22 protein-coding genes are annotated in these 22,830 nt (G+C 73.4%); 16 read left to right on the top strand and 6 right to left on the bottom strand.

Annotation, left to right across the window (positions count from 1 at the left end; all coding sequences use genetic code 11):
• Positions 1 to 129: 129 nt before the first annotated feature.
• Entirely contained in the window at positions 130 to 675 is a 546-nt protein-coding gene (locus tag CLV70_RS28995; protein WP_106129789.1) for an SMI1/KNR4 family protein, read from the top strand.
• Between the two features lie 77 nt (positions 676 to 752).
• Here the strand turns inward: CLV70_RS28995 and CLV70_RS28990 are convergent, their stop codons facing one another.
• A complete protein-coding gene (locus CLV70_RS28990; protein WP_106129865.1) occupies positions 753 to 1,610 on the bottom strand; it encodes an arginase family protein in 858 nt (285 codons plus the stop codon).
• Between the two features lie 170 nt (positions 1,611 to 1,780).
• On the opposite strand from CLV70_RS28990, the gene CLV70_RS28985 reads away from it, so the two are divergent.
• The 4 genes from CLV70_RS28985 (at position 1,781) to CLV70_RS28970 (ending at position 4,978) form a co-directional block, all read left to right on the top strand.
• Positions 1,781 to 2,821 (top strand): LacI family DNA-binding transcriptional regulator, encoded by a 1,041-nt coding sequence (locus CLV70_RS28985; RefSeq protein ID WP_106129788.1) that lies wholly within the window; start codon positions 1,781 to 1,783, stop codon positions 2,819 to 2,821.
• 70 nt (positions 2,822 to 2,891) lie between these two features.
• Positions 2,892 to 3,245, top strand: a complete 354-nt coding sequence (locus CLV70_RS28980; RefSeq protein WP_146164193.1) for a hypothetical protein — start codon at positions 2,892 to 2,894, stop codon at positions 3,243 to 3,245.
• Between the two features lie 5 nt (positions 3,246 to 3,250).
• A complete protein-coding gene (gene ligD / locus CLV70_RS28975; protein ID WP_106129786.1) occupies positions 3,251 to 4,243 on the top strand; it encodes a non-homologous end-joining DNA ligase in 993 nt (330 codons plus the stop codon).
• A gap of 114 nt (positions 4,244 to 4,357) precedes the next feature.
• The gene (locus CLV70_RS28970; protein ID WP_106129785.1) at positions 4,358 to 4,978 is read left to right on the top strand and encodes a hypothetical protein; all 621 of its coding nucleotides are present in this window, start codon (positions 4,358 to 4,360) and stop codon (positions 4,976 to 4,978) included.
• A 234-nt stretch (positions 4,979 to 5,212) separates the two neighbouring features.
• On the opposite strand, the gene rnhA is transcribed toward CLV70_RS28970, so the two are convergent.
• A complete protein-coding gene (gene rnhA / locus CLV70_RS28965; protein WP_106129784.1) occupies positions 5,213 to 5,674 on the bottom strand; it encodes a ribonuclease HI in 462 nt (153 codons plus the stop codon).
• A gap of 322 nt (positions 5,675 to 5,996) precedes the next feature.
• Between rnhA and CLV70_RS28960 the strand changes: the two genes are divergently transcribed.
• From CLV70_RS28960 to CLV70_RS28910, 11 genes are all read left to right on the top strand, one after another.
• The gene (locus CLV70_RS28960; protein ID WP_106129783.1) at positions 5,997 to 6,902 is read left to right on the top strand and encodes an ABC transporter ATP-binding protein; all 906 of its coding nucleotides are present in this window, start codon (positions 5,997 to 5,999) and stop codon (positions 6,900 to 6,902) included.
• On the top strand, positions 6,899 to 7,660 hold the full coding sequence (locus tag CLV70_RS28955) for an ABC transporter permease (RefSeq protein ID WP_106129782.1): 762 nt from the start codon (positions 6,899 to 6,901) through the stop codon (positions 7,658 to 7,660). Before CLV70_RS28960 ends, CLV70_RS28955 begins: the two co-directional genes overlap by 4 nt.
• A 563-nt stretch (positions 7,661 to 8,223) precedes the next feature.
• Positions 8,224 to 9,729, top strand: a complete 1,506-nt coding sequence (locus tag CLV70_RS28950; RefSeq protein ID WP_245908517.1) for a sugar transferase — start codon at positions 8,224 to 8,226, stop codon at positions 9,727 to 9,729.
• A gap of 62 nt (positions 9,730 to 9,791) precedes the next feature.
• Positions 9,792 to 10,625, top strand: coding sequence for a phosphatase PAP2 family protein (locus tag CLV70_RS28945; RefSeq protein ID WP_158277844.1), 834 nt, complete (start codon positions 9,792 to 9,794; stop codon positions 10,623 to 10,625).
• Positions 10,622 to 11,602 (top strand): glycosyltransferase, encoded by a 981-nt coding sequence (locus CLV70_RS28940; protein WP_106129780.1) that lies wholly within the window; start codon positions 10,622 to 10,624, stop codon positions 11,600 to 11,602. The genes CLV70_RS28945 and CLV70_RS28940 overlap by 4 nt, the downstream gene beginning before the upstream one ends.
• A gap of 104 nt (positions 11,603 to 11,706) precedes the next feature.
• A complete protein-coding gene (locus CLV70_RS28935; RefSeq protein WP_106129863.1) occupies positions 11,707 to 13,620 on the top strand; it encodes an NHL repeat-containing protein in 1,914 nt (637 codons plus the stop codon).
• A gap of 103 nt (positions 13,621 to 13,723) precedes the next feature.
• Positions 13,724 to 15,403: a hypothetical protein gene (locus CLV70_RS28930; protein WP_106129779.1), complete on the top strand. Its 1,680-nt coding sequence runs from the start codon at positions 13,724 to 13,726 to the stop codon at positions 15,401 to 15,403.
• The gene (locus CLV70_RS28925; RefSeq protein ID WP_106129778.1) at positions 15,396 to 16,310 is read left to right on the top strand and encodes a glycosyltransferase family 2 protein; all 915 of its coding nucleotides are present in this window, start codon (positions 15,396 to 15,398) and stop codon (positions 16,308 to 16,310) included. Before CLV70_RS28930 ends, CLV70_RS28925 begins: the two co-directional genes overlap by 8 nt.
• 2 nt (positions 16,311 to 16,312) lie before the next feature.
• The gene (locus tag CLV70_RS28920; protein WP_245908516.1) at positions 16,313 to 17,677 is read left to right on the top strand and encodes an O-antigen ligase family protein; all 1,365 of its coding nucleotides are present in this window, start codon (positions 16,313 to 16,315) and stop codon (positions 17,675 to 17,677) included.
• Positions 17,674 to 19,170, top strand: coding sequence for a lipopolysaccharide biosynthesis protein (locus CLV70_RS28915; RefSeq protein ID WP_106129777.1), 1,497 nt, complete (start codon positions 17,674 to 17,676; stop codon positions 19,168 to 19,170). The genes CLV70_RS28920 and CLV70_RS28915 overlap by 4 nt, the downstream gene beginning before the upstream one ends.
• The gene (locus CLV70_RS28910; protein ID WP_106129776.1) at positions 19,167 to 20,054 is read left to right on the top strand and encodes a sulfotransferase family protein; all 888 of its coding nucleotides are present in this window, start codon (positions 19,167 to 19,169) and stop codon (positions 20,052 to 20,054) included. Before CLV70_RS28915 ends, CLV70_RS28910 begins: the two co-directional genes overlap by 4 nt.
• On the opposite strand, the gene CLV70_RS28905 is transcribed toward CLV70_RS28910, so the two are convergent.
• Genes CLV70_RS28905 through CLV70_RS28890 form a run of 4 tightly spaced genes read right to left on the bottom strand, consistent with a single transcriptional unit; the run spans position 19,991 to position 22,738 of the window.
• Positions 19,991 to 20,308 carry a hypothetical protein gene (locus CLV70_RS28905; protein WP_106129775.1) on the bottom strand — a complete coding sequence of 106 codons (318 nt, stop codon included), beginning with the start codon at positions 20,306 to 20,308 and terminating at the stop codon, positions 19,991 to 19,993. The genes CLV70_RS28910 and CLV70_RS28905 overlap by 64 nt on opposite strands.
• Positions 20,305 to 21,543, bottom strand: a complete 1,239-nt coding sequence (locus tag CLV70_RS28900) for a hypothetical protein (RefSeq protein ID WP_245908531.1) — start codon at positions 21,541 to 21,543, stop codon at positions 20,305 to 20,307. The genes CLV70_RS28905 and CLV70_RS28900 overlap by 4 nt, the downstream gene beginning before the upstream one ends.
• A gap of 47 nt (positions 21,544 to 21,590) precedes the next feature.
• Complete coding sequence (locus CLV70_RS28895) at positions 21,591 to 22,415, bottom strand: glycoside hydrolase family 16 protein (protein WP_158277843.1); 825 nt, start codon at positions 22,413 to 22,415, stop codon at positions 21,591 to 21,593.
• On the bottom strand, positions 22,412 to 22,738 hold the full coding sequence (locus CLV70_RS28890; RefSeq protein WP_106129773.1) for a TfoX/Sxy family protein: 327 nt from the start codon (positions 22,736 to 22,738) through the stop codon (positions 22,412 to 22,414). The genes CLV70_RS28895 and CLV70_RS28890 overlap by 4 nt, the downstream gene beginning before the upstream one ends.
• Between the last annotated feature and the right edge of the window lie 92 nt (positions 22,739 to 22,830).

Raw genomic sequence — 22,830 nt, 5'->3', positions numbered from 1 at the left:
TTCACCTAGGCATATGGTCGAGCGGCCGGGTGTCCGCCGCGTCGGGTACGCCTCCGGCCATGTTGGATCGTGTGCGTTTCCGGATCCGACTCTTCCGGTGCTCGGGACCACACCCCTAGGCTCACGTCCGTGACCGATGAGGGTTCCCCCGCCGCGCTGCTCGCCTCGTACGCCCGGTTCCCGATCAGGCCCGGGCTCTCCGACGCCGAACTCGACGCCGTCGAGAAGGAGTTCGGGTTCTCCTTCGCCGACGACCACCGCGCGTTCCTCGCCGCCGGCCTGCCCGCCGGCCGCGGCTGGCCGGACTGGCGCGACGGCGACCGCGACCAGCTCCGCGAGAAGCTCGCGCTGCCCGTCGAGGGGGTGCTCTTCGACGTGCTCGAGAACGACTTCTGGTACGAGGGCTGGGGTCCGCGCCCGGCCGCGCCCGGCACGGCGCTCGCGGTGGCCCGCGGCTTCCTCGTGACGGCGCCGCGGCTGATCCCGGTCTATTCGCACCGCTACCTGCCCGCCGGCCGCGGCGGCTCGGGCCATCCGGTGCTGTCGGTGATGCAGACCGACGTCATCCTGTACGGCGCCGACCTCGCCGACTACCTGCGCCGCGAGTTCGGCGGCGCCACCCCCGCCCTCGACGGCGTCCGCGCCACCGTGGCGTTCTGGCGCGACCTCGCATAGGTCCTAACTCAGGGCGGTGGCGCCACCGCCGCCCTCGACGGCGTCCGCGCCACCGTGATGTTCTGGCGCGACCTCGCCTAGCTCAGGGCGGCGGCCAGGGCCTCGACGAGCGGTCCGAGGCCGACCTCCGGCGGCACGTGGTCGGGGTTCACCTCGGTCACCGACATCCCCGCGAACTGCGGGCTCGCCACCAGCACCGACAGCGTCTCGACCAGCTCGCGCAGGGTCAGGCCGAGCGGCTCCGGCACGTCCGCGAACGGCGCCTGCGCGAACGCCAGCACGTCCACGTCGACGTGGACCACGAAGCTCTGCGCGACCGCCTCCGCCGCGAACCGGGCCCGGGCCGCCGCCTTCGCCGGGCCGGTGCGCACCTCGTTGCCCGGCACGTACGTCAGCCGCAGGCGGTCCACCAGATCGCGCTCCGGGTCGCCGGGCGGCAGGTCGAACCCGTACGCGATCACCCGCTCGGGCGGCAGCGACGCCACCGCGGCCACCGCCGGGTCGCAGCCCGGCAGCCCGATCAGGTGCGCCACGCCCATCGCGTCCAGGTTGCCGTGCGGGCGGGTGTCCGGCGTGTAGAGATCCGGGCCGCCGTCGATGTAGACCAGCGCCGGGCTGCCGCTCGCCGCCACCAGCCCGAGCGTGACCGTGCAGTCGCCACCGAGCACCAGCGGTACGCCCGGCGCCGACGCCACCGCGCGCGCCACGTCGGTCGCCACCCGGGCCACCGCCGCGGCGTTCTGGGCCGTGGGGCGGGACAGGTCGGGCCGCCACCGGAAGCCCGGCACGTCGCCGAGATCCTGCACCTGCACGCCGCGGTCGTCGAGGGCGGTCAGCAGCCCCGCCGCGCGCAGCGCCGCCGGCGCCCGCTCGACGCCGGGCGTGTGCGCACCCGCACTCGACGGCGCGCCGATCACACTCCACCGGGGAACCATGCGGCCCATGCTGCCTGATCGGCCGGAAATGCACACTGGTCGAGGTGCCGGACATGCCACTAAACTGCGCGAACGACGGGTTTCGGGCACCGCGGCGCCGATGCCGCCGACATCGATGTCATACTTTGCTCCGCACCGCCCACCGTCCGTCATCACCACCTCGGAGCACGATGTCCGCATCCCGGTCCGCCGACGGAGTCGTCGACGGGGCGAACCTGCGCCGACCCACGCTCACCCAGGTCGCCGCGATGGCCGGCGTGAGCCTCAAGACGGCGTCCCGGGCCCTCAACGACGAGCCGAACGTCGCCGAGGCCACCGGCCGGCGCGTGCGCGAGGCCGCGGACGTGCTCGGCTACCGGCTCAACGGCATCGCCCGCGAGCTGCGCCGCGGCGCCACCTCGGCGCTGGTCGGCCTGATCAGCGGCGACCTCACCAACCCGTTCTACAGCGCCGTCGCCAGCGGCATCGAGCGCGAGCTGCGCCAGCACGGGCTGCAGCTGGTGACCGCCAACAACGACGAGGACGCCGAGCTCGAACGGGCCCTGGTCGACGCGTTCCTGGAACGCCGGGTCCGGGCGCTGCTGGTCGTGCCCAGCGGGGTCCGTCACGAATACCTGGCGGTCGAGAGCAACCACGGGGTGCCGTTCGTCTTCCTCGATCGGCCGCCGGACGGCCCCACCGCCGACGCGGTGCTCATCGACAACATCGGCGGCGCCCGGGCGGCCGGCGAGCACCTGCTGCGCGGCGGCCACCGGCGGATCGCCCTGATCACCGACCTGGCCCGGATGGCGCCCCAGCGCGGGCGGCACGACGGGTTCGTCCAGGCCATGGCGGCGGGCGGCAACGAGGAATGGCGGCCCTACCTGCGTACGGACGTGCACGACGTGCGCCGGGCCGAGGAGACCGTCCGCGAGCTGCTCGCCCTGGACCCGGCGCCGACCGCGCTGTTCACCACGAACAACCGGCTCACCACCGGGGCGCTGCGGGCGCTGCGCGGACACCCCGGCAACCCCGCGCTCATCGGCTTCGACGACTTCGACCTGGCCGACGTGATCGGCACGACGGTGGTCGCGCACGACCCGGTCGCGATGGGGCGGGAGGCGGCGCGGCTCGCGTACGAGAGGATCAGCGGTTTCGCCGGCCCGGCCCGGACGGTGACCATCGGCACCACCCTGATCCCCCGCGGCAGCGGAGAGCGCCCGCCCGCCTGAGGTATCGGTACGCGAACGGATGACATCGCTCGACGGGCGAGCGGGCAGCGGCTCCCCTAGAGTGCTTGACGTGACCCTGGAGATCGAGCGGTCGCCGCTGGCCCGCGGCACCGCGGTGCACCGGACGGCGCAGGAGATCCGGGACGACCGGCGCGCGGCGGCCCGCCGCGCGGAGGCGGCCCTGCAGGTCCTCCTCGTCACGCTGGTCTGGCTCGTGTCCGTGCCGTTCCTGCTCGGCTGGGGCCTGCTCGGCAGCGAGCGCCAGCCCGGCACCCTGCTCTTCGCGGCCATGCTCGCGGTGATCCTGCCGTTCGTCGGCGCGGTCATCGCCACCCGCAACGGCCTGTACTTCACCGGCGGGGTCTACGCCGTGCTGACCCTGGTCATGGTGGTCCCGGCGATCAGCATGGTGCAGGCGGGCTGAGCCGGGTGGCGGCCGAGAAGGAGGAGCGCGACGGCGTACCCCTGACCAACCTGGACCAGGAGCTCTTCCCCGGCGCCGGCGCGACCAAGCGCGACCTGGTCGACTATCTGGACGCGGTCCGCGACCGGATCATCCCGGTGCTGCGCGACCGCCCCCTCTCGGTGATGCGCGTCCTGCGCGGCCAGGACAAGTTCATGCAGAAGAACCTGCCGAAGTACACGCCGGAGTGGGTGCCCCGCACCCGGGTCTGGGCGGAGGCGTCGCACCGCGAGGTCCTGTACGCCCTCTGCAACGACCGCAGGACGCTGCTGTGGTTCGCCAACCAGCGCGCGGTCGAATATCACCCCACCCTCATGACGATCGACTCCCGCGACCGCCCCACCCACCTGATCATGGACCTCGACCCGCCCGAGGGCGGCGGCTTCGACCTCGCGGTGCGGGCCGCCCGGCTGGTGCGCCGGGCGCTCGCCGACGCGGGCCTCGACGGCGCGGTCAAGACCAGCGGCGCCAAGGGCCTCCACGTCTTCGTCCCGCTCGACGGCACCGCCGCCACCGAGGACGTGGCCGCGGCGACCCGGGCGGTGGCGGCCCGCGCCGAACGCCTCGACCCGGCGCTGGCCACGACCGCGTTCCTCCGCGAGGACCGGCACGGCAAGGTCTTCCTGGACGCCACCCGCTCCGGCGGCGCGAGTGTGGCGGCCGCGTACAGCCCGCGGATCCGGCCCGGCGTGCCGGTCTCCTTCCCGGTGGCCTGGGACCGGCTCGACGACATCAAGCCTGCGGACTTCACCGTACGGACGGCGCCCGCGCTGCTGGCGGACGGCGACCCGTGGGCGTCGGCGATGCCCCAGCCGCAGAAGCTCGACGCCGGGCTGGTGGCGGAGGGCCGCACCATCCCCGTGGCGCGGGTCGCCGCCATGCACGACGGCAAGCGGCGGGCGCGGGCGCGGCGGCTCACCGGCGGCGCACAGGACGAACGCGGCGAGCCCGCGGACTAGGCGGCTCCACCGCCTCTGACGTGGGATGGAGCACAATTACGCCACTTGTCGACCGATCGGGGTACGTCAAAAGGGCTATAGCTCAAGGTCGATGCCTTGGCGAGAATCGTTCTCATGACCGCCCCCGGACACGATGCCCTCCTGATCACGCTCCTCGCCGCGTTCACCGCCTGCACCGGCTACGCGGCGGGCCGCCTGCACCAGTGGTACCGCACGGGCCTGGACCGCGACGAGGCCTACCGGGACGGCTACGACACGGCAACCCGCAGCGTCTTCAGCATGGCGGCCCGCCTGATCGGCCCCCGCCGAGCGGTACGCGGCACCGCCGCCGTGACCTCCGCGGTGATCACGACGGCGCCGGTGCCCGGAGGCCCGGGAGTGCTGGCCGGCTCGGTGTCCGAGAACGGAATCCTCCTTCAGGCCCCGACTTCCCCCGCCGACCCCGCGCCGGCTCCGTTTGCCGACGCCGCGCCGGCTCCGTTTGCTGACCCCGCGCCCGAGCCTGCGCCGCCTTCCCGTGCCCGCCTCGCGCCGGGGGCCGCGGCGGAGCCTTCCGTGGCGGCCTCCTCCAGGGGCGGCCGGCACCTGGTCCCCGACGAACTGGTCCAGGGGCCGACCTACCGCCTCCCGCCGGACCGCGTGGCCCGCGCCAAGGTCCGCGGCGCCGCACCCGCCGGCACCGGCGAGGAGGAGACCCGCAAGCTCCCTTCCGTGCCCCGCCCCCGATCGTCCTGATCAGGCGGGTGGGCTGAGGTATCCGTTCGCGGCCAGGTGGGTGGCGTGGCGCTTGGGCGGCGGCCCGCAACGCGGGTCGGTCGGTGGGCGGCGAGGCCCCCGACGGGCGGCCCGGACCGGTCGGCGGCCCGGACCGGTCGGCGGCCCGGGTCGGTCGGCGGCCCGGGTCGGTCGGCGGCCCGGGTCGGTCGGCGGCCCGGGTTGGTTGGCGGGCGGCCCCGGCGGTCAAGGGGGTCAGCGGGCGGCGAGGGCTTCCTGGAGGCCTCGGGCGGCCAGGCGGTCGGCGCGTTCGTTCTCCGGGTGGCCGGCGTGGCCCTTGACCCAGTGCCATTGGACGTCGTGGCGGCGTACGGCGGCCTCGAGGCGTTGCCAGAGGTCGACGTTCTTCACCGGTTGCTTGGCCGAGGTCTGCCAGCCGTTGGCTTTCCAGCGGGGCATCCACTTGGTGATGCCGTCCCGGACGTAGATGCTGTCGGTGTAGAGCATGACCGGCAGCGGCGCGCGGGTCAGGCTTTCGAGGGCGCGGATCGGGGCCATCAGTTCCATGCGGTTGTTCGTCGTCGAGTTCGCCTCGCCGCCGCAGAGATCCTTCTCCGTGGTGCCCCACCGCAGCACGGCGCCCCAGCCGCCGGGTCCGGGATTCGGCACGCAGGCGCCGTCCGTGAAGATTTCCACCGGGGTGACCGTGCCTGTCATGCGGAGCACCCTACTAAGCGCGCCGCGGGCAACCGTCGGTGCCACGGGGCCGATGTCAGGCCGCCGGCCCGGTCACCTGCGTGACGTGCAGGTTTCCGGTGGGAACCGGTCCGGGCCGGCGGCCTGCCCCCGCGTGGCGTGGGGCGCTGGGAGCGCTCCCACATCGACTTTAGCCAAGCCCGGACGCTCCGGGATGATCGACGGCGTTTCGACGCCGCTTCGTGACTTGATCTCGCGGGCCGGGAGGCCGCGGCAGGGGGTGTGGGCCACACCGGCAGGACGCGCGGCGGCGGGGGAGGCCCCTGCCAGTACAGTTCTGCCCATGGTTGAGGCCGCCGTCGAAGTGCAGGGCGTCGTCGTCAAGTATGGCGAGGTCACCGCGGTGGACGGGGTCTCCCTGACGGTGCCGCGCGGGTCGATCCTGGCCCTGCTGGGTGACAACGGGGCCGGAAAGACCAGTTTGCTCCAGGTCTGTGAGGGGTTCCGCGGGCCCGATGCGGGATCCGTACGGATTCTCGGCCTTGATCCGGTGGCCGACCACGACGCGCTGATGCCGCGGCTCGGGATCATGTTGCAGTCGGGCGGCGTCTATCCGTGGGCGACCGCCGGCGAGATCCTGCGGCTGTTCGCCTCGTTCGCCGCGCGGCCGCTCGATGTGGACATGCTGCTCGACCGGCTGGGGCTGCGGAAGTTCGCCAAGACCACGTTCCGGCGGTTGTCCGGCGGCGAGCAGCAGCGGCTGTCGCTCGCCGTGGCGTTGGTGGGGCGTCCCGAGCTCGTCTTCCTCGACGAGCCGACGGCCGGGATGGACGTCGGGGCGCGGCAGACCACCTGGAAGCTGGTCGAGAGCCTGCGGGCCGACGGCGTCACCGTCCTGCTCACCACCCACCTGCTCGACGAGGCCGAGAGCCTCGCCGACCATGTCGTCATCATGAACGACGGCGTGGTCGCGGCCACGGGCACGCCGGCCGAGCTCACGGCCGCCGCCGGGATCGACCTTCTTCAGGTACGCGCGGAGCCCGGCCTCACCCTCGCCGCCACCCTCGACGTGAAGGTGACCGAGGAGTCCCCGGGCGAGTACGCGATCGCCGGTGCCCTCGACACCGAGGCGATCGCGGCGGTGCTGGGGTGGTTCGCCGCCGCCGGGGCCCAGGTGACCGCGGTCAACACCCGGCGCCGCACCCTCGAGGACGTCTACCTGGCCCTGACCGCGGGAGCGACGCGATGACCACCGGCACCTTCACGCCCGCACCGGGACGCGCACCCCTGCGGGCGATCCTGCGCCGCCAGGTGCGCATGGAGCTGATCCTCACCGCCCGCCGGGGCGAGGCCGTCGTGCTCGCGATGGGCGTGCCGCTCCTCGTCCTGCTCGGCGCGGGGCTGACGAACGCCACCAACGTGCCCGGCGACGACCGGCTCGGCTACGTGGTGCCGGGGGTGCTCGCCCTGACGGTCATGTCGACGGCCTTCACGGGACAGGCGATCACCACCGGGTACGAGCGCAGCTACGGCGTCCTGAAACGCCTCGGCGCCTCCCCGCTCACCCGCCCCGGCCTGCTGTTCGCCAAGACCGCGGCGATCCTCTGCCTGGTCCTGCTCCAGGTCGTCGCGCTCGGCGTGGTCGGCGTCGCGGCCGGCTGGCGCCCGGACCTGGCGCAGGTGCTGCCGGCGATCGGGGTGACGGTGCTGGCGACCGCCGCGTACTGCGGTCTCGCGCTGCTGATCGCGAGCCTGCTGCGCCCGGAGACGGTGACCGCCGCGGCGACCCTGATCTACGTGCTGATGCTGGCGGCCGGGGGGATCATGTTCGCCGCGCCGGACCTCGGCTCGGCGGGCTACTTCCTGCTCCCGCTCGCCGCGCACGCCGAGGCCCTGCGTGACACCCTCACCGCGGGTACGGCGGTCCCGGGCGTCATCTGGCTGAGCCTGACGCTCTGGGCGGCGGTCTCCCTCACCGCCGCCGCGCGCTCCTTCCGCTGGGAGTGACCGGCCGTCGAGGGCCGGAACCCGATCGGCGGGTTTTCCGGGTCTGAGCAGCGGCTGAATGGTGGGAGCGCTGCCACGGCGGGCGGCCGCACTGAATCGATGGTTGTCAAGAACCGGCATCGATGGGCGTGTCTCACATCGGCGCACGCCGGTCCAATACGGACGATCCACCCACTCCGCCCGCTAAATCGATGATCACCTTTGCCTGGCCGGGGTGACGGCGGCCCGTGCTGTGTTACGGTGCGAAGCCGCGAATTCCTCTATCGGGCAAATAGCAGCGACCAATCCCTCGAAAGCGGACCGGAAACGGTCGTCTCGGCGACCCTTCCGCCGTACCGGTGCGGCTGTTAATTTGTCCGATGTGGACCAGCGTTTGCCCGCCCCGGCGCCCTGGCCGCGGATGGGTCCCGAAAACTGAGGACCGTTTTTCATCGGTCCTCGCCAGCGTTCACCGCCCGGGCGTCCTGCCTTGTACGTCATGGGCCAAAGGGTGGGGGCGTGTAACAGATGGTGTGCGCGAAATTGCCTAGTGGGCGTGGGGTCTCACCGGAGGCAGAGGCGTTGTGACGACGGGTACGACGGCGGGAAACGCCGATACGCAGGACATTCCGAAGATCGCTGATCATCCCGATCTCGCCGGTGGCGACATCTGGGCCCGCGGCCACGCCGACCGCTGGATGTGGGAGGCGCGCTACGTCAAGCTGCTCCTGATCATCGACTTCGGGGCGACCCTCCTGGCCACGCTGGCCGCCTTCGTGCTGCGCTTCCAGGGCGCGGCGTACGCGAACTGGTATCTCGCCCTCTCCGCCCTCATCCCGCCGGTCTGGGTGGGCCTGCTGGCGCTGACGCACGCGTACGAGCGCCGCGTCCTGTTCGTCGGCGGCGAGGAGTATCAGCGGGTGCTGCGGGCCGGGGTGCGCCTGACCGTGGGCATGGCGCTGGCGTCGTACGTGGCGAAGGCCGATCTCGCCCGCGGCTATCTGCTGCTCGTCCTGGTCCTCACCACCGCGCTGTCCCTGGCCGGCCGGTTCGCGCTGCGCAAGGTCCTGCACCGGGCGCGGCGCCGGGGTGCCTGCATGCACCGGGTGCTCGTGCTCGGTCACGCGCCCGCCGTCGCCCAGCTCACCAGCCAGCTGCACCGCCGCTACCACCACGGGTTGCAGGTCATCGGCGCCTGCCTGCCCGCCGACCAGCTGGCCGGTGCGGCGCGCACGGTGGACGTGCCGGTGTTCGGGGCGCTCGGCGCGGCGGCCAACTCGGCGGCGGCGGCCGGGGCGGACACCGTCATGGTGCTGTCCTGCCCCGAGCTGGACGGGCCGATGCTGCGCCGGCTCGCCTGGGAGCTGGAGCGCGACGACATCGACCTCATCGTCTCGTCGTCCCTGGTGGACACGGCGGGAGACCGCATCACCGTACGCCCGGTCGACGGGTTGCCGATGATGCACATCGAGCACCCCCGGCTCTCCGGCGGCCGCCGGCTGATCAAGTCGGTGTTCGACGTCTCGGTGGCCGCCCTGCTGCTGGTGCTGCTCGCGCCGGTGTTCGCCGCCATCGCGGTGATCATCAAGCTGGATTCCGGCGGGCCGGTCTTCTTCCGGCAGGTGCGGGTGGCGCGCGGCGGGGAGATGTTCCGGATGTACAAGTTCCGGACCATGCACGCCGACGCCGAGGCGCGCCTGGCCGCGATGCGGGAGCAGAACGAGTTCTCCGAGGTCCTCTTCAAGATCCGGGACGATCCGCGGGTCACCCGGTCCGGCCGGTTCCTGCGCCGGTATTCGCTCGACGAGCTGCCGCAGCTGCTCAACGTGCTGCTGGGGGAGATGTCGCTGGTGGGGCCGCGCCCGCCGCTGCCGGACGAGGTCGAGCAGTATCCGCAGGACATGCGGCGCCGGCTGGTGGTGCGGCCGGGGATGACCGGGCTGTGGCAGGTCAGCGGGCGGTCGGACCTGTCGTGGGAGGACTCGGTCCGTCTGGATCTGCGCTATGTGGAGAATTGGTCGCTGACGATGGACCTGGTCATCCTCATGCGGACCGCGATGGTCGTGATGCGGGGCGCAGGCGCGTACTAGACGCGCCCGGCAATCAACGGAATCGTGCGTCGGGACCGCCGTACGGGATGTGGGGACAGTTCGTGGTTTTGCTGTATTTCATCGCCGCGCTCTCGGTCGCGGTGCCCGCCGTGGCCGCGCCGTTGCTCGCGTACGGGCCGGGCCGCCGGCTCGCCCGTGGCCGGTTGGCGACCCGCACGCGGGAGGCCGTCGCGGGGCTCGTCGTGACGCTGGGCCGGCCGGTGACCGCGCTGTGCCTGCTGCTGTTCTGGGGCGCCGTCGTGGTCGCGGTCTGCTGGCCGCTCGGGCTGCTCGCGCACAGCCTGGAGGACGCGGTCGACTGGCCGGTGCTGTTGTGGATCACGGATCGCCGTACGCCCGGGTTCGAGGACTTCAACTGGTTCTACACGACGCTCGGCGACCGGGATCCGCTGAAGAAGGTGGTCGTGGTGGCCGCCGTCGGCTTCGCCGTGCTGTGGCGGCGGCGGTTCTGGATCCCGCTCGTCGCGATCCTGGCCAGCTTCCCGTTCGAGCAGTACGTGCAGGCGATCCTCGCGGCCATGGTGGACCGGGGGCACCCGCCGACCGGGCTGGGCACGTACCCGTCGGGGGGTATCGCCCGGATCGTCATGACGTTCGGGGCGGTCGCGCTCTTCGCGGCGCTGACCTGGCGGCTGAACCGGCGCTGGCAGGTGGCGCTCGGCACGGTGGTGCTCGTGATGGCGTCCTACGAGGGCTACTCCCGGATGTACACCGAGAAGCACTGGCTGACCGACGTGATCAGCGGCCTGATGTTCGGCCCGATCCTGTTCCTCGGCTACGCGGTCGCGGTCTGCGTCCTGGCCGGCCGCTACCCGGCCCCGGCAGCGGAGAAGGCCCCGGCAGTGGGCAAGACCGCGGAAATGGCGGCCCCGTGACCGCCCTCCTCGTCGCCTCCACCGGCGGCCACCTCGCGGAGCTGCACGACCTGGCGCCCCGGCTCGGCCTCGGCGCGCGCCGGTGGGTCACCTTCGACAGCGTCCAGAGCCGGTCCCTGCTCGCCGGCGAGGATGTCGTCTACGTTCCGCCGGTGAGCAGCCGCGACGTGGCCGGCGTCGTCCGCGACATGGCCGTCGCCCAGCGCATGTTCCGGGCCGAGCGCTACGAGCACGTGATCAGCACCGGCGCGGCCGTGGCGATGGCGTTCTTCGTGCCCGCGGCGGCGGCCGGCATCCGGTGCACGTACATCGAGAGCGCGACGCGGACGGACGGGCCGTCGCTGACCGGCCGGCTGGCGGCCCGACTGCGCCGGGTCGGGCTCTACACGCAGTGTCCGTCGTGGGCCGGCGGGGCCTGGCACTACGGCGGGTCCATCTTCGACGCGTTCGAGGCCGAGGCGCTGACCGAGCCGCCGCCCGTCCGCAAGGTGGTGGTGACCCTCGGCACGCACGAGCGGTTCACCTTCCCGCGTCTCCTCACGCGCTTGGTCGGACTATTACCGCCGGAGTGGGACATCCTCTGGCAAGTCGGGTCCACCGTCATCGATAAGATGCCCGCCGGCGCGCGCCGGGAGGTGCCGGCCGCGGAGATGCGGCAGGCCATGGCCGAGGCCGACGTCGTCATCTCGCACGCCGGGGTGGGTTCGGCGCTGGCGGCCATGCAGGCCGGCAAGCGCGCGATCTACGTGCCGCGCCGCAAGGCGTACGGGGAGCACGTCGACGACCATCAGGTGGCGATGGCTCGGGAGCTGGAGGGCAGGAAGTTGGTGGTGGCACGCGAGGTGGGCGGCCTCACCCTGGCCGACCTGGAGACGGCCGCGGGCTGGTCGATCCGGGCCACGCTCGGGGTCACCCCGTTCCTGCTGAGCCCGCCGGGCCGCCGGCCGGCCCGGCGATTCCCGAGCCGAGCAGCTTGACCAGCACAGCGTCAGTTTCCGCATTCCGACTAGGAGAACCCGTGTCCCTGAAGCGTCGACTCCGGCCGCGGCCGCTCACCAGGATCCTGGTGCCGGCCGCGGTGATGAGTCTGACGGTCGCCCTGACCGCCATCCCCGCCAGCGCCGTGTACGTGCCGCCGAGCAAGGCGGCCACCCTCGTCACGGCGAACCCCGCGGACAACACGCCGCACGCCCAGAACGGCAGCATGCGGGCCTTCGCGCAGATCGGCACCACGGTCTACGCGGGAGGGTCGTTCACCGGCGTCAAGGCGGCCGGTGCCACCGCGTGGTCCACGGCGAGCAACCTCATCGCGTACGACATCGGCACCGGAGCCCTGAAGACCGGGTTCAAGCCGGTGCTGGACGGCGCCGTGCAGACCCTCGCGGTCAGCCCGGACGGCAAGCTCATCGTCGGCGGCAGCTTCGGCACGGTGAACGGGGTGGCCCGCAAGAACCTGGTCGAGCTCGACCCGGCGACCGGCGCGACGATCACCAGCTGGGCGGGCCGCGCCGACGGCGGTGTGGTGCGCCGCGCGATCGTGCACGGCAACCACCTCTACATCGCCGGCGCGTTCCACTGGGTCAACGGCACCGAGCACTCGCTGCTGGCCCGGCTCGACGCCACCACCGGTGCGATCGACTCCACGTTCCAGGTGGACGCGAGCGGCGCGCGGCCGTACCCGGACTCGACCGAGCTGGTGTGGGGCCTCGCGGTCGCCCCCAACGGCAACACGGTCGTGGCGGTCGGCAACTTCACCAAGGTCAACGGCGCCGCCCGCAACCAGGTGGTCATGATCGACACCTCGGGCACGCCCGCCGTGGCGAACTGGAACACCGACCGGTACGTCCCCGCCTGCGCCAGCACCGCGTTCCCGTTCTACGCGCGCGACGTGGACTTCGCCGACGACGGCAGCTACTTCGTGATCGTCGCCGACGGCGGTGACGGCGACGGCTACTGCGACTCGACCGCCCGGTGGGAGACCGCGGACCGGGGCACCGACGTGAAGGCCACCTGGGTCGACTTCACCGGTAGCGACTCGGTGACGTCCCTCGAGGTCGCCGACGGCGTCGTCTACATCGGCGGGCACTTCCGCTGGCAGAACAACACCAACGGCGACGACTCCGCCGGCGCCGGCGCGGTGGGCCGGTACGGCATCGCCGCGCTGGACCAGCAGAACGGCGTGCCGCTCGCCTGGAACCCGGGCCGTTCGCCGGGCAGCCAGCTTCCCACCGGGGGCACCAGCTGGGGCCCGATCATGTGGGAGATGTGGAAGGGCCCGAGCGGCCTGTTCATCGGCCAGGACTCCGACGGCCTCGGCAACGAGTACCACGGCCGGCTCGGCTACTTCCCGAGCTCGGGCGGCCGGACGATCGCCGTGCAGGACGCGCCCCAGGCCGCTTCCGGCTTCCTCTACCTCGGGGCGGGCGACGGCAAGGTCAAGAAGGTCTCGTACGCCGCCAGCGGCATCGGCACCGCGTCGACCGTCAACCAGCCGCAGCTCACCGGCGCCAAGGCGGCGTTCGCGCTGTCCAACAAGGTCTACTGGGCGAAGACGGACTCCTCGGCGGCCAGCGGCAGCGTGCTGAACGTCTCCACCCTGGCGAGCGGCACCCTCAGCGCGCCCTGGGTCGGCAGCGGCTACAACTCGTGGTTCACCGCGGCCAGCATGACCGGCGCCTTCTTCCTCCAGGGCCGCATGTACTACACGACCTCGTCGAGCAACTCGCTGTTCTACCGCTACCTCACGCCGGACGGCTCGGTGGTCGGCTGCACCGCCTTCACCCTGCCCACGACGGGTATCGACTGGCGCACGGTCCGTGGTATGACCTGGGTGGCGGGGAAGCTCGTCTATGGTTCCACCGACGGCTCGCTGCGGAAGGTGACCTTCGACCCGGCCGCGGCCACGGCGGTCGCCGGCGCCTCGGCGACGGTGGTGGCGCCGAAGACGACGGCCACCAACTGGAACAACCCGACGCTGTTCTTCGCCACCTCGTAGCGAAGGACGCCACACGCGGGACGGCCCCGGCCGGGCGGCGCAGCCCGGCCGGGTACCTTCCGGCATCGGAACCACAACTGCACATGTCGGGGAGAGACGACACATGGATGTGACTGATTCCGTCGCCGCGAGCCGGCAGCGGGTCGTGGGCTTTGCGGACGTCGTACGGATTCCGCTGCGCCGCTGGCCCGGGGTGGTGGCGGTCGCCGCGATCGTCGTGGCCCTCGTCGGCGCCTACCTCGTCTTCCTCCCGGCCACCTACCGCGCCACCGCGGTCGTCGTGCTGCGTCCCGTGGTCACCGACCCGTTCACGCTGCCCTCCAGCGGCGCGGACCGGGCGATCAACATGACCGCCGAGAACGGCATCGCCCTCGGCAACGACGTCATCGACTCCACCGCCGAGATCCTGCGGCGCGACCCGGAGGACGTCCGCGACTCGCTCACCACCGAGGTGCCCACCGGCGGTCAGGTGCTGCGGTTCCAGTTCTCCGACGACACCGAGCAGAGCGCCATCACCGGGGCGAACACCGCCGCGGAGACGTACCTGCGGGTTCGTGAGGGCATCTACAAGCAGCAGCGGGCCGCGCTGATGCTGTCGTACGACAACACCATCAAGTCGGTCACGGCGCAGCGGCGCAGCGCCCAGAAGGAGCTCCCGGAGGGCACGGCGTCCACCGCCGAGAACATGTCGCCGCGTACCCAGGCGAGGCTGGACCAGGTCAACGCCCTCAACGACCAGATCGCGCAGCTGGCGAACGCCCGCGCGAAGGTGGCCTCCGCCGACCTGAGCCCCGGCTCGATCGCCGCCGCCGCCCGCGCCCCGGTGCCGTCCAGCCACGACGCCGCGATGCTGTACGTCGCCGCCGCGGTGCTGGGCGGCCTACTGCTCGGCATGGTCGTGGCGCACGCCCGCGAGGCGCTGGACCGCCGCATCCGCTCGATCGACCAGGCCGCCGACATCGTCGGGGTGCCCGCGCTCGGCGTGGTCCGCGCCGCCGGGAAGCGCTCCGGCGACGGTGCCGCCGCCGACGCGCGGTACGTGTCCCTGGCCGTACTGAAATGGATCGACCGTAATCCGGACCGGGCGCTGGTGGTGCTCTCCGGGCGCGAGGACGAGGGCCGCACGACGGTGAGCGGCAACCTGGCCGTGGCCCTCGCCGAAGCCGGCCGGGACGTCACGCTGGTCGCGCCGCCGGAGGCGCAGGAGCACCTCAAGCCGATCCTCTTCGGTGCGCAGAAGCGGACGCCGCCGCGGCCGCGCACGGTCACGCCGCCCGGCGCCAAGCTCAACGGTTCGGGTCCGGCGACCGGTCCGGGCCGCCAGACGGTCGCGCCCGGCGTCACCCGCACCCAGACCTCCGGGGTACGCCTCGCCGAGGCGCGCCCCGGGGCGCGGGTCAGCTCCAACGACCCCGAGGCCACCCTGATCATCGACACGAACTCGGGGCGCAACGGCGCTCCCGCCTCGGTGACCATCCCGCTGCCTCCGGCGCAGCCCCGGACCGAGGCCGAGACCCGCGCCCCGCTGGTCGTGCTGATCGGCGGCGGCGTGGTCCGGCTCTGCACCCTCGGCGAGGAGCCCGACACCGGGGTCGTGGTCATCGACGCGCCGCCCTCGGACACCGACGAGCGGGGCGTCCGCGCCGCGCAGAGCGGCGTCGCCGTGCTCGTCGTGGCCCGCGACCGGACCCGCAACGCGGAGCTGAGCCGCCTCGTCGACCGGCTGCGGTCGGCCGGCGCCCAGACGGTCGGCTTCGTCCTGACCGGGGGCCGCGGTGCGTGACCGCTACCCGGACGTCAGCGTCATCGTGGCCACCCGGGACCGCCCCGGCCTGCTCGAACGCGCCGTCACCAGCATCCTCCAGCAGGACTACCCGGGTGCCGTCGAGTGCATCGTCGTCTACGACCACGTGGACGTCCGCGACCTCGGCGTCGCCACCGGCCCGGACCGGTCGCTCAAGCTCATCACCAACACCCGCCGGCCGGGCCTGCCCGGCGGGCGCAACAGCGGCGCCGACGCGGCCACCGGCGAGCTGCTCGCCTTCTGCGACGACGACGACCTCTGGCTGCCGACCAAGCTGAGCCGCCAGGTCGAGCTGCTCGCCGACCCGGCGATCGGCGCGGTCAGTTGCGGGCTGCGGCTGCGCGGCCCGGGCATCGACAAGGAACGGGTCCTCGAGCGGGAGCTGGTGACGTACGAGGAGTTTCTCGCCGACCGGGTGATGGAGGTGCACTCCAGCACGATGCTCGTCCGCCGCGCCACGTGGGAGGCGGCCGGCGACGTGGACGAGGACATCCCCGGCGGCTACAGCGAGGACTACGAGTGGCTGCTGCGGATCTCCTCGCACACGCCGGTCGCCGTCGTGCGGCAGCCGCTGGTCATCGTGGACTGGCACGGCGGCTCGTTCTACTTCGGCCGGTGGGCCACCATCGTCGAGGCCCAGCGCTACCTCATCGCCAAGCACCCCGATCTGGCCCGCGACCGCGCCGGACTGGCCCGGCTGCGGGGGCAGATCGCGTTCGCCCTGGCCTCGGGCAACCGGCGCCTCGAGGCGTTGCGGGAGCTGGCGGCGGTGGTGCGGCTCAACCCGCGGGAGAAGCGCGTGCTGGTGACCGTACCGGTGATCCTGCGGCTGATGACCGGTGAGCGGGTGCTGCGGATGGCTCAGAAGCGCGGCAGGGGGATCTGAGGTTGGCCCGGACGTCCGTGCGGGCCCGGCGCGTCGCACGAGCGACCGCGCCGGCCCGGGCGCGCGCGGTCGCCGCGGTCGAACCGGGGGTGCTCGACCCGAAGGCCTGGCGGGTACGCACGGCCAAGCTCCCGGTGTGGCCGCTGACCGTGATGTTCGGGCTCATGCCGGTCTGGTGGGGCCTCGGCGTCTGGTACTTCGTCTGGCCCTTCTTCGGTGTGATCCTGCTCGCCCTGCTCACCACCCGCGGCGACGTACGGATGCCCACCGGCACCTGGCTCTGGCTGATCCTGCTGGGCCTGGTCGCGATCAGCGCCACCCGGCTGGAACGCGTCACCTCGCTGCTGATCTTCGGGATGCGGCTGGGCCACCTGTTCACCGCGTTGATCGTCGGCATCTACGTCTACAACCTGGCCCGGGACCGGGTGGGGTGGGCCCGGATAGCGAACCCGCTCGCGCTGTTCTGGCTCGCCATGGTGGCGCTGGGCTGGCTGGGCGTGATCGCGCCGAAGTTGAGCGTGCCGAGCCCGCTGACGATGGTGCTGCCGGACTCGGTGCGGGGCGAGCGCTTCATCACCGACCTGGCCCGGCTGGACGCGACCGAGTTCAACCCGTCGAGCCGCAACCCGATCTACCGGCCGGCGGCGCCGTACCCGTACACCAACAACTGGGGTACGGCCTACTGCTTCCTCGTGCCGTTCGTGCTGGCGTACGTGACCTCGGTGCGCCGGGGCGTGCTCCGGATCGTGCTGCTGGTGTCGCTGCCGCTCTCCGTGGTGCCGGCCTTCCTCACGCTGAACCGCGGGATGTTCATCGGGCTCGGCGCGGGCGTGCTCTACCTGCTCGGCCGGGAGGCCCTGCACGGCCGGATGCGGATGATGCTGCCGGTGGGCGGCCTGCTCTTCGCCGGCTGGGTGGTGACCCTGTTCATCCCGGTCCTGGACCTGATCACCCGCCGCACCTCGACGACCGACACCAATTCCGACCGCTTCGACCTGTACGCGCAGACGTGGGCCGCGGTCATGCACTCGCCGCTGCTCGGGTTCGGCCAGCCGAAGTCGGTCGACACCACGCACGCCGCCGAGCCGCTCGGCACCCAGGGCATGATCTGGCAGCTGCTCTACAGCCACGGCATCCCGGCGACCATCTGCTTCTACCTGATCCTGCTGCTCGTGGCCCGGCGGCTGGCCGCCGCCGTGACCCCGGCCGGCCTGTGGCTCAGCTCGCTGCCGGTCATCGCCGCGATCGTGACGCCGTTCTACGCGTACATCGATCCGAACATGTCGGTGCTGTTCTTCGCCGTCGGCCTGGGGCTGGCCGCAGTCGACGGGCCGGTCAACCGGGAACCGAGGGAGAAGCCGGCATGACCGCGGTCGCGGACCGGGACGAGGTGCGGCGCAGCACCCGCAGCGGCGCGGTCGGGCTGGCCGGCGCCGCGGTCAACGGCGTCTTCGGCTTCGTGCTCACCACCGCCATCGTGCGCACGTTCGGCGCGGACGGCTCCGGCGCCCTGTTCGCTGTGATCGGGCTGGTCACCATCGCCGGCGCGGTCTGCTGCTTGGGCGCCGACACCGGGCTGATGTGGGCGGTGCCCCGGCGGCAGCGGGGTCCCGGCGGCGGCGCGGCCCGGCTGCTGCCGCTGGCCGTGCTGCCGCCGCTGGGCGTGGCGCTGCTGGTCGCGGCCGCCGGGATCGCCGCCGCCGGGCCGGTGTCGCGGGCGCTGCTCGACGACCCGGACGGCACCGCGCTGGTCCGGCTGGCGTTCGCGGGCGTACCGGTGATCGTCGCCGCGACGATCCTGCTCGCGGCGGTGCGCGCGACCCGGCCTGTGTCGGCGTACGTGGCGGTGCAGTTCCTGCTCGTGCCGATCGCCCGGCCGGCGCTGATGATCGCCGCGGTGCTGGCCGGCGGGGGAGTGCTGCTCGGCTTCGGCGGCTGGCTGCTGCCGGTCGGCGCCGCGCTGCTCATCGCGGCGGCGCTGGTCGTCGCGCCGCTGGGCATCGGGGCCGGGGCGTCGCTGCGCCCCGAGCCCGCCGACTGGCCGTGGTTCTGGGGCTTCGCGCTGCCCCGCGCCGCGTCGGTCGCCATCGACGCGAGCAGCATGTGGGTCGGCGTGCTGCTGACCGGCGCGCTGGCCACCCAGGCCGAGGCCGGGGTCTTCGCCGCCGTCGGCCGGTACGCCCTCGCCGGCCTGCTCGTCATGCAGGGGCTGCGGGTCGCCGTCGCCCCGCAACTCTCCCGGCTGCTCGGCGACGGGCGGCGCGGGGAGGCGGCGCGGGTCTACCGGCGTACGAGCCTGGCGATCGTCCTGCTGTCCTGGCCGGCGTACCTGATCCTGGCCGCCTTCGCCCCGGCGTTCCTGGCCCTGTTCGGCCGGGAGTTCCGGGCCGGTGCCGCGCCCCTGGCCGTCCTGGCGGTGGCCATGCTGGTCAACGTCGGCGTGGGGCTGGTGCAGACGGTGCTGCTGATGAGCGGCAACAGCCGGGGGCATCTGGCGGCCACCGTCGCCGGGCTCGCCCTCAACGTCGTGCTGTGCCTGGTGCTGGTGCCCGCGCACGGCGCCCTCGGTGCGGCGGTGGCCTGGGCGGCGGGGATCGTGACGGAGAACGCGCTGGCGGCGGTGCTGGCCCGGCGGGCGCTGGGTGAGCCGCTCTTCGGGCGTACCGTCGCGGTCTGCGCCCTCGCGGTCTCGGCCGCGACCGGCGCCGCCGCCCTGACCGGCACGCTGATCGCCGGCCGCGGCCTGCCGGGCCTCGCGATCGCCCTGGCCCTGCTCGCCGCCGGCGCCCTCGCCCTGCTCGCCGACCGCCGCGTCCGGCGGGCCCTGGCCCGTCTCAACCCCAAGGAGAAGCCCGCGTGAGCGTCAAGGACCTGATCAAGGGTGCCGCGCCGCGCGGCGCCCGGGAGCAGCTCCGCGAGCTGCTGGTCCGGTACGGCGAGCGCACCAGCGACCGCCGCCCGCTGCCGGACTTCCTCGTCATCGGCACCAAGCGCGGCGGCACCACCTCGCTGTGGCGGTACCTGATCCAGCATCCGCTCGTGCCGCGGCTCTTCCCGGCGTGGAACACCAAGACGTCGCACTACTTCGAGGAGAACTGGCACCGGGGCGAGGCTTGGTACCGGTCGCACTTCCCGACGCGGCGGCAGCGGGACGCGCTGGAGCGCCGGCACGGCGGACCGTCCAAAGTGGGCGAGGCCGCGCCGCTCTACATGTTCCATCCTCCGACCGCCGGGCGGGTGGCGGAGCTGATGCCGGACGCGCGGATGATCGTGCTGCTGCGGGACCCGGTCGAGCGGGCGTACTCGCACTGGAAGGAGCGCCGGGGCGAGGGCGTGGAGCCGCTGGACTTCGCGGACGCCCTGGCCGCCGAACAGGAGCGTACGGCGGGGGAGCGGGACCGGCTGCTGGCCGATCCGAGCTATTTCTCCCGGCCGTACGACTGGTACACGTACCGGGCGCGCGGGCGCTACCTGGAACACCTGGAGCCGTGGCTGGACCGCTTCGACCGCTCCCAGCTGCTCTTCGTCGCCAGCGAGACGTTCTACCGGGAGCCCGCCGCCACGTACGCGCGCGTCCTGGAGTTCATCGGGCTGCCGGCGTACGAGCTGCCCGCGTACGACGTCTTCAACGACCGCCCCAGCCGGGGGATGGACGACGCCGTGCGCGGCGAGCTGGCCGCCTACTTCCGGCCGTACAACGCGGCGCTCGCCGACCGGCTGGGCATGACCTTCGACTGGTCCTGAGCCGCGGCGGCGACCAGCCGCGCGAGGTGCAGCATCTCCGCGCTGTGCGGATAGGTGCCCCAGGGCCGCCGCTCCAGCTCCTCGATCGCCGACGTCAGCATCGACCGTTGCACCGTGGTCAGCCTGCCCCCGGAGGAGAGCACGGCGAGGGCGCTGGCCCGCACCCGCGCCGCGACCGCGTCGCCGGAGTTGAGCAGGCCCGCTATCCGCTCGCGATACCACCGTTCGACGGCGGCGAGCGCGGGCGTCCTCATCGCGGCAGGCGGGTGGCCAGCACGTCGAGCAGCGCCGGGTGCAGCTTCGGGTTCCAGCCCGCGCCGCCGCCGGACAGCTCGTACGTGCGCAGCCACAGCTCCACCAGGTAGCCGTCGGCCACGAACCGCTGCCGCGGCGGGTCCAGGCCCAGCTCCGGCCCGTACGCCCGCAGCGCCTCGTCCACCGCGGCCGCGCAGTCGGCGGCGGGCCGCCCGCGCGTGGACAGGGCGGTCTGGAACGCCTGATGGGCCAGGTCGAAGCCGACCGGTACGCCGGTGGACCGGTTCTCCCAGTCCCACACCAGCAGCCGCCCCCGGTGCCGGGCCATGTTCCACGGCACCCAGTCCCCGTGCCAGTCGCCGAACTCCAGCTCCGGGCCGGTGGCCAGGGCGTCGATGAAGGCGTGGATGCGCGGATCGGCGCCCTCCGCCCGGCGCCGCCACGTCTCCACCAGGTCGGCGACGGGCCGGGGCCCGGTGGCCGGTCCGCCGCGGCGCGCGACCGCCAGCATGGCCTCGACGCGGGGACGGTCCGGGCGCCGGATGCGCCGCACGGTGCGCGGCATCGGCTCGATGACGGCCACCTCCCGGCCGCGCCAGCGGGTGTGCAGGATCAGCCGCGGCGCGGGCGGGAAGCCGCCGCCGGAGGGCAGCTCGCCCAGCGTGGCGGCCTCGGCGCGGACCATCGCCCGGGTGCCGTCGTTCCAGCCGATCTTCGCGTACCCGCGGGGGCGGCCGCGGTCGTCGAAGAGCTGGAGCGTCGGCTTGTGGTGCGGGTCCGGCGGGCGGATGCCGATCGCGGCGTGCAGCCGGGGCACGCCGAGCCGGTCGGCCAGGAACGAGGCGAGCAGGTCGCCGGGCCCGCGGGTGCGTGCCGAGAGGATCGGCGCCCGGGTCAGCCCCAGCAGGCCGGCGCGGGCGAGCGAGCCGACCGCGGCCCGGCCGGCGCGGACCTTCGGCGGGCGCAGCGCGTTGTACGCCAGCAGCGACGCGGCGGTGACCCGGCGGGAGGCCAGGGGGAGCAGGAAGCGCGCGTCGGCGAGGGACGGGATGACCGCCCACCGGGCCGCGGCGGCAGGGTCGTCGCCGATCGTGAGGGTCACGCCGGGGTCGTCGAAGAGCGCCCGGGTCACCCAGCCGAGGCCGTCCTGCCGCTGCCGGGGGTCGCCGGTGGCGGCGAGCGGGTCGGACGGGGCTCGCTGCCCGGGTACGGACACCCGCGTCGACTCGTTCAGCACGTCCTAGACGATAGGTGAACGTCCATCGCCGCGGCCACCTGCGCTCACCGCTGGTACACCCGTACGTGGTCGACGACGAAGTCCGCGGGAAACCGGGTCGCCGCGCCGGGCGCCCCCAGCCAGCCGCCGACCTGGAAGTTCAGCCGCAGGTTGTACGGCTTGCCGAACGCGTCGCCGTACCACGGGGTGGTGCCGCGGTCCCGGGTCCAGACGAGTTGTCCGTCGGCGTACCACCGCAGCGACGTCGCGTCCCACTCGGTGACGTACGTGTGGAAGCCGTCGCCGGGGTGCCCGCCGCCCGGCAGCGCGATCCTGGTGTCCTGCTTGACCGGGCTGTAGTCCCAGAAGATCGCGGCGGTGAACCGGTCGTACCACCGGGCGCCGCCGGGCAGCTCGATCACGTCGATCTCGCCGTTGCCGCCGTCGTCGGGGCGCAGCCAGAACGCCGGCCACAGGCCCTGGGAGGTGGCCGGCGCTCCGGGCGACCGGGCCCGGATCTCGAAGCGCCCGTACGTCCACGACGCCTTGCCGATCGTGTCCAGGTACGCCTGCGTGTACTGCCGGGTCTGCGAGCCGCAGGCCACCTCCCGGCGCAGGGCGCGCAGGGTGAGGGTGCCGCCGCCGACGAGGACGTTGTCCGGACTGTCCACATTGCAGCCGAGGTCGATGTCGCGGCCCTCGCCGTCGCGCACGTTCCACCGGGCCCGGTCGACCGCGGAGCCGTCGAACTCGTCGTGCCAGACGAGCCGCCACCCCGGTTCCTGCGGAGCCGGGGTGGGGGCCGAGACGGGGGCCGGAGGTCCCAGCGTGGTGGCGGTCAGGGCCAGCACCGCCGCCGCGAGCCCGAATCGTGGCGCCGGGCGGGTCACTTCGGCGGCAGGGTCGACACGAACGCGCGCGCCCGCTCTATCCACCCGGCCAGCACGTCGTCGTCCAGCACCTCGCCGTCGACGAGCACCCAGCCGCGCATCGTGCGGGCGCCCATCGTGCACGGCCGGGCGCCGGGTCGGGTGAGGGCCTCCGCGGTGGCGTCCGGCCCGACGCGGACCATCAGGTCGTCGTGGTTCAGCGCGACGGTCAGGTGCCCGTCGGTCAGGAAGCCGAGGCCGCCGAACATCCGCTTGTCGCACGCCCCGGGGAGGGGCGCCAGCAGGTCGCGTACCCGTGCCGCGAGCGTTTCGTCGTACGCCATGGGCCGACCGTACCGGCGGCCGGCGGTCGGACGAAAAGATGATCACTCGCGAGCCGAGTCGGCACAAAACCGCGCCGAGGGGGCTATCCGAC

The organism is Pseudosporangium ferrugineum, from assembly GCF_003002065.1.
Classification (GTDB): domain Bacteria; phylum Actinomycetota; class Actinomycetes; order Mycobacteriales; family Micromonosporaceae; genus Actinoplanes; species Actinoplanes ferrugineus_A.
The sequence above is the reverse complement of the archived record's forward strand: the minus strand, read 5'-3'. Positions and strand labels throughout refer to the sequence as shown.

What these genes read in the sequence shown, in the direction of transcription:
- CLV70_RS28990 (WP_106129865.1), bottom strand. Translation starts at nt 1,610, where the DNA reads ATGGTTCCCCGGTGGAGTGTGATCGGCGCGCCGTCGAGTGCGGGTGCG.
- CLV70_RS28955 (WP_106129782.1), top strand. Translation starts at nt 6,899, where the DNA reads ATGACCACCGGCACCTTCACGCCCGCACCGGGACGCGCACCCCTGCGG.
- CLV70_RS28935 (WP_106129863.1), top strand. Translation starts at nt 11,707, where the DNA reads ATGAGTCTGACGGTCGCCCTGACCGCCATCCCCGCCAGCGCCGTGTAC.
- CLV70_RS28985 (WP_106129788.1), top strand. Translation starts at nt 1,781, where the DNA reads ATGTCCGCATCCCGGTCCGCCGACGGAGTCGTCGACGGGGCGAACCTG.
- CLV70_RS28905 (WP_106129775.1), bottom strand. Translation starts at nt 20,308, where the DNA reads ATGAGGACGCCCGCGCTCGCCGCCGTCGAACGGTGGTATCGCGAGCGG.
- CLV70_RS28960 (WP_106129783.1), top strand. Translation starts at nt 5,997, where the DNA reads ATGGTTGAGGCCGCCGTCGAAGTGCAGGGCGTCGTCGTCAAGTATGGC.
- CLV70_RS28890 (WP_106129773.1), bottom strand. Translation starts at nt 22,738, where the DNA reads ATGGCGTACGACGAAACGCTCGCGGCACGGGTACGCGACCTGCTGGCG.
- CLV70_RS28915 (WP_106129777.1), top strand. Translation starts at nt 17,674, where the DNA reads ATGACCGCGGTCGCGGACCGGGACGAGGTGCGGCGCAGCACCCGCAGC.
- rnhA (WP_106129784.1), bottom strand. Translation starts at nt 5,674, where the DNA reads ATGACAGGCACGGTCACCCCGGTGGAAATCTTCACGGACGGCGCCTGC.
- CLV70_RS28930 (WP_106129779.1), top strand. Translation starts at nt 13,724, where the DNA reads ATGGATGTGACTGATTCCGTCGCCGCGAGCCGGCAGCGGGTCGTGGGC.
- CLV70_RS28970 (WP_106129785.1), top strand. Translation starts at nt 4,358, where the DNA reads ATGACCGCCCCCGGACACGATGCCCTCCTGATCACGCTCCTCGCCGCG.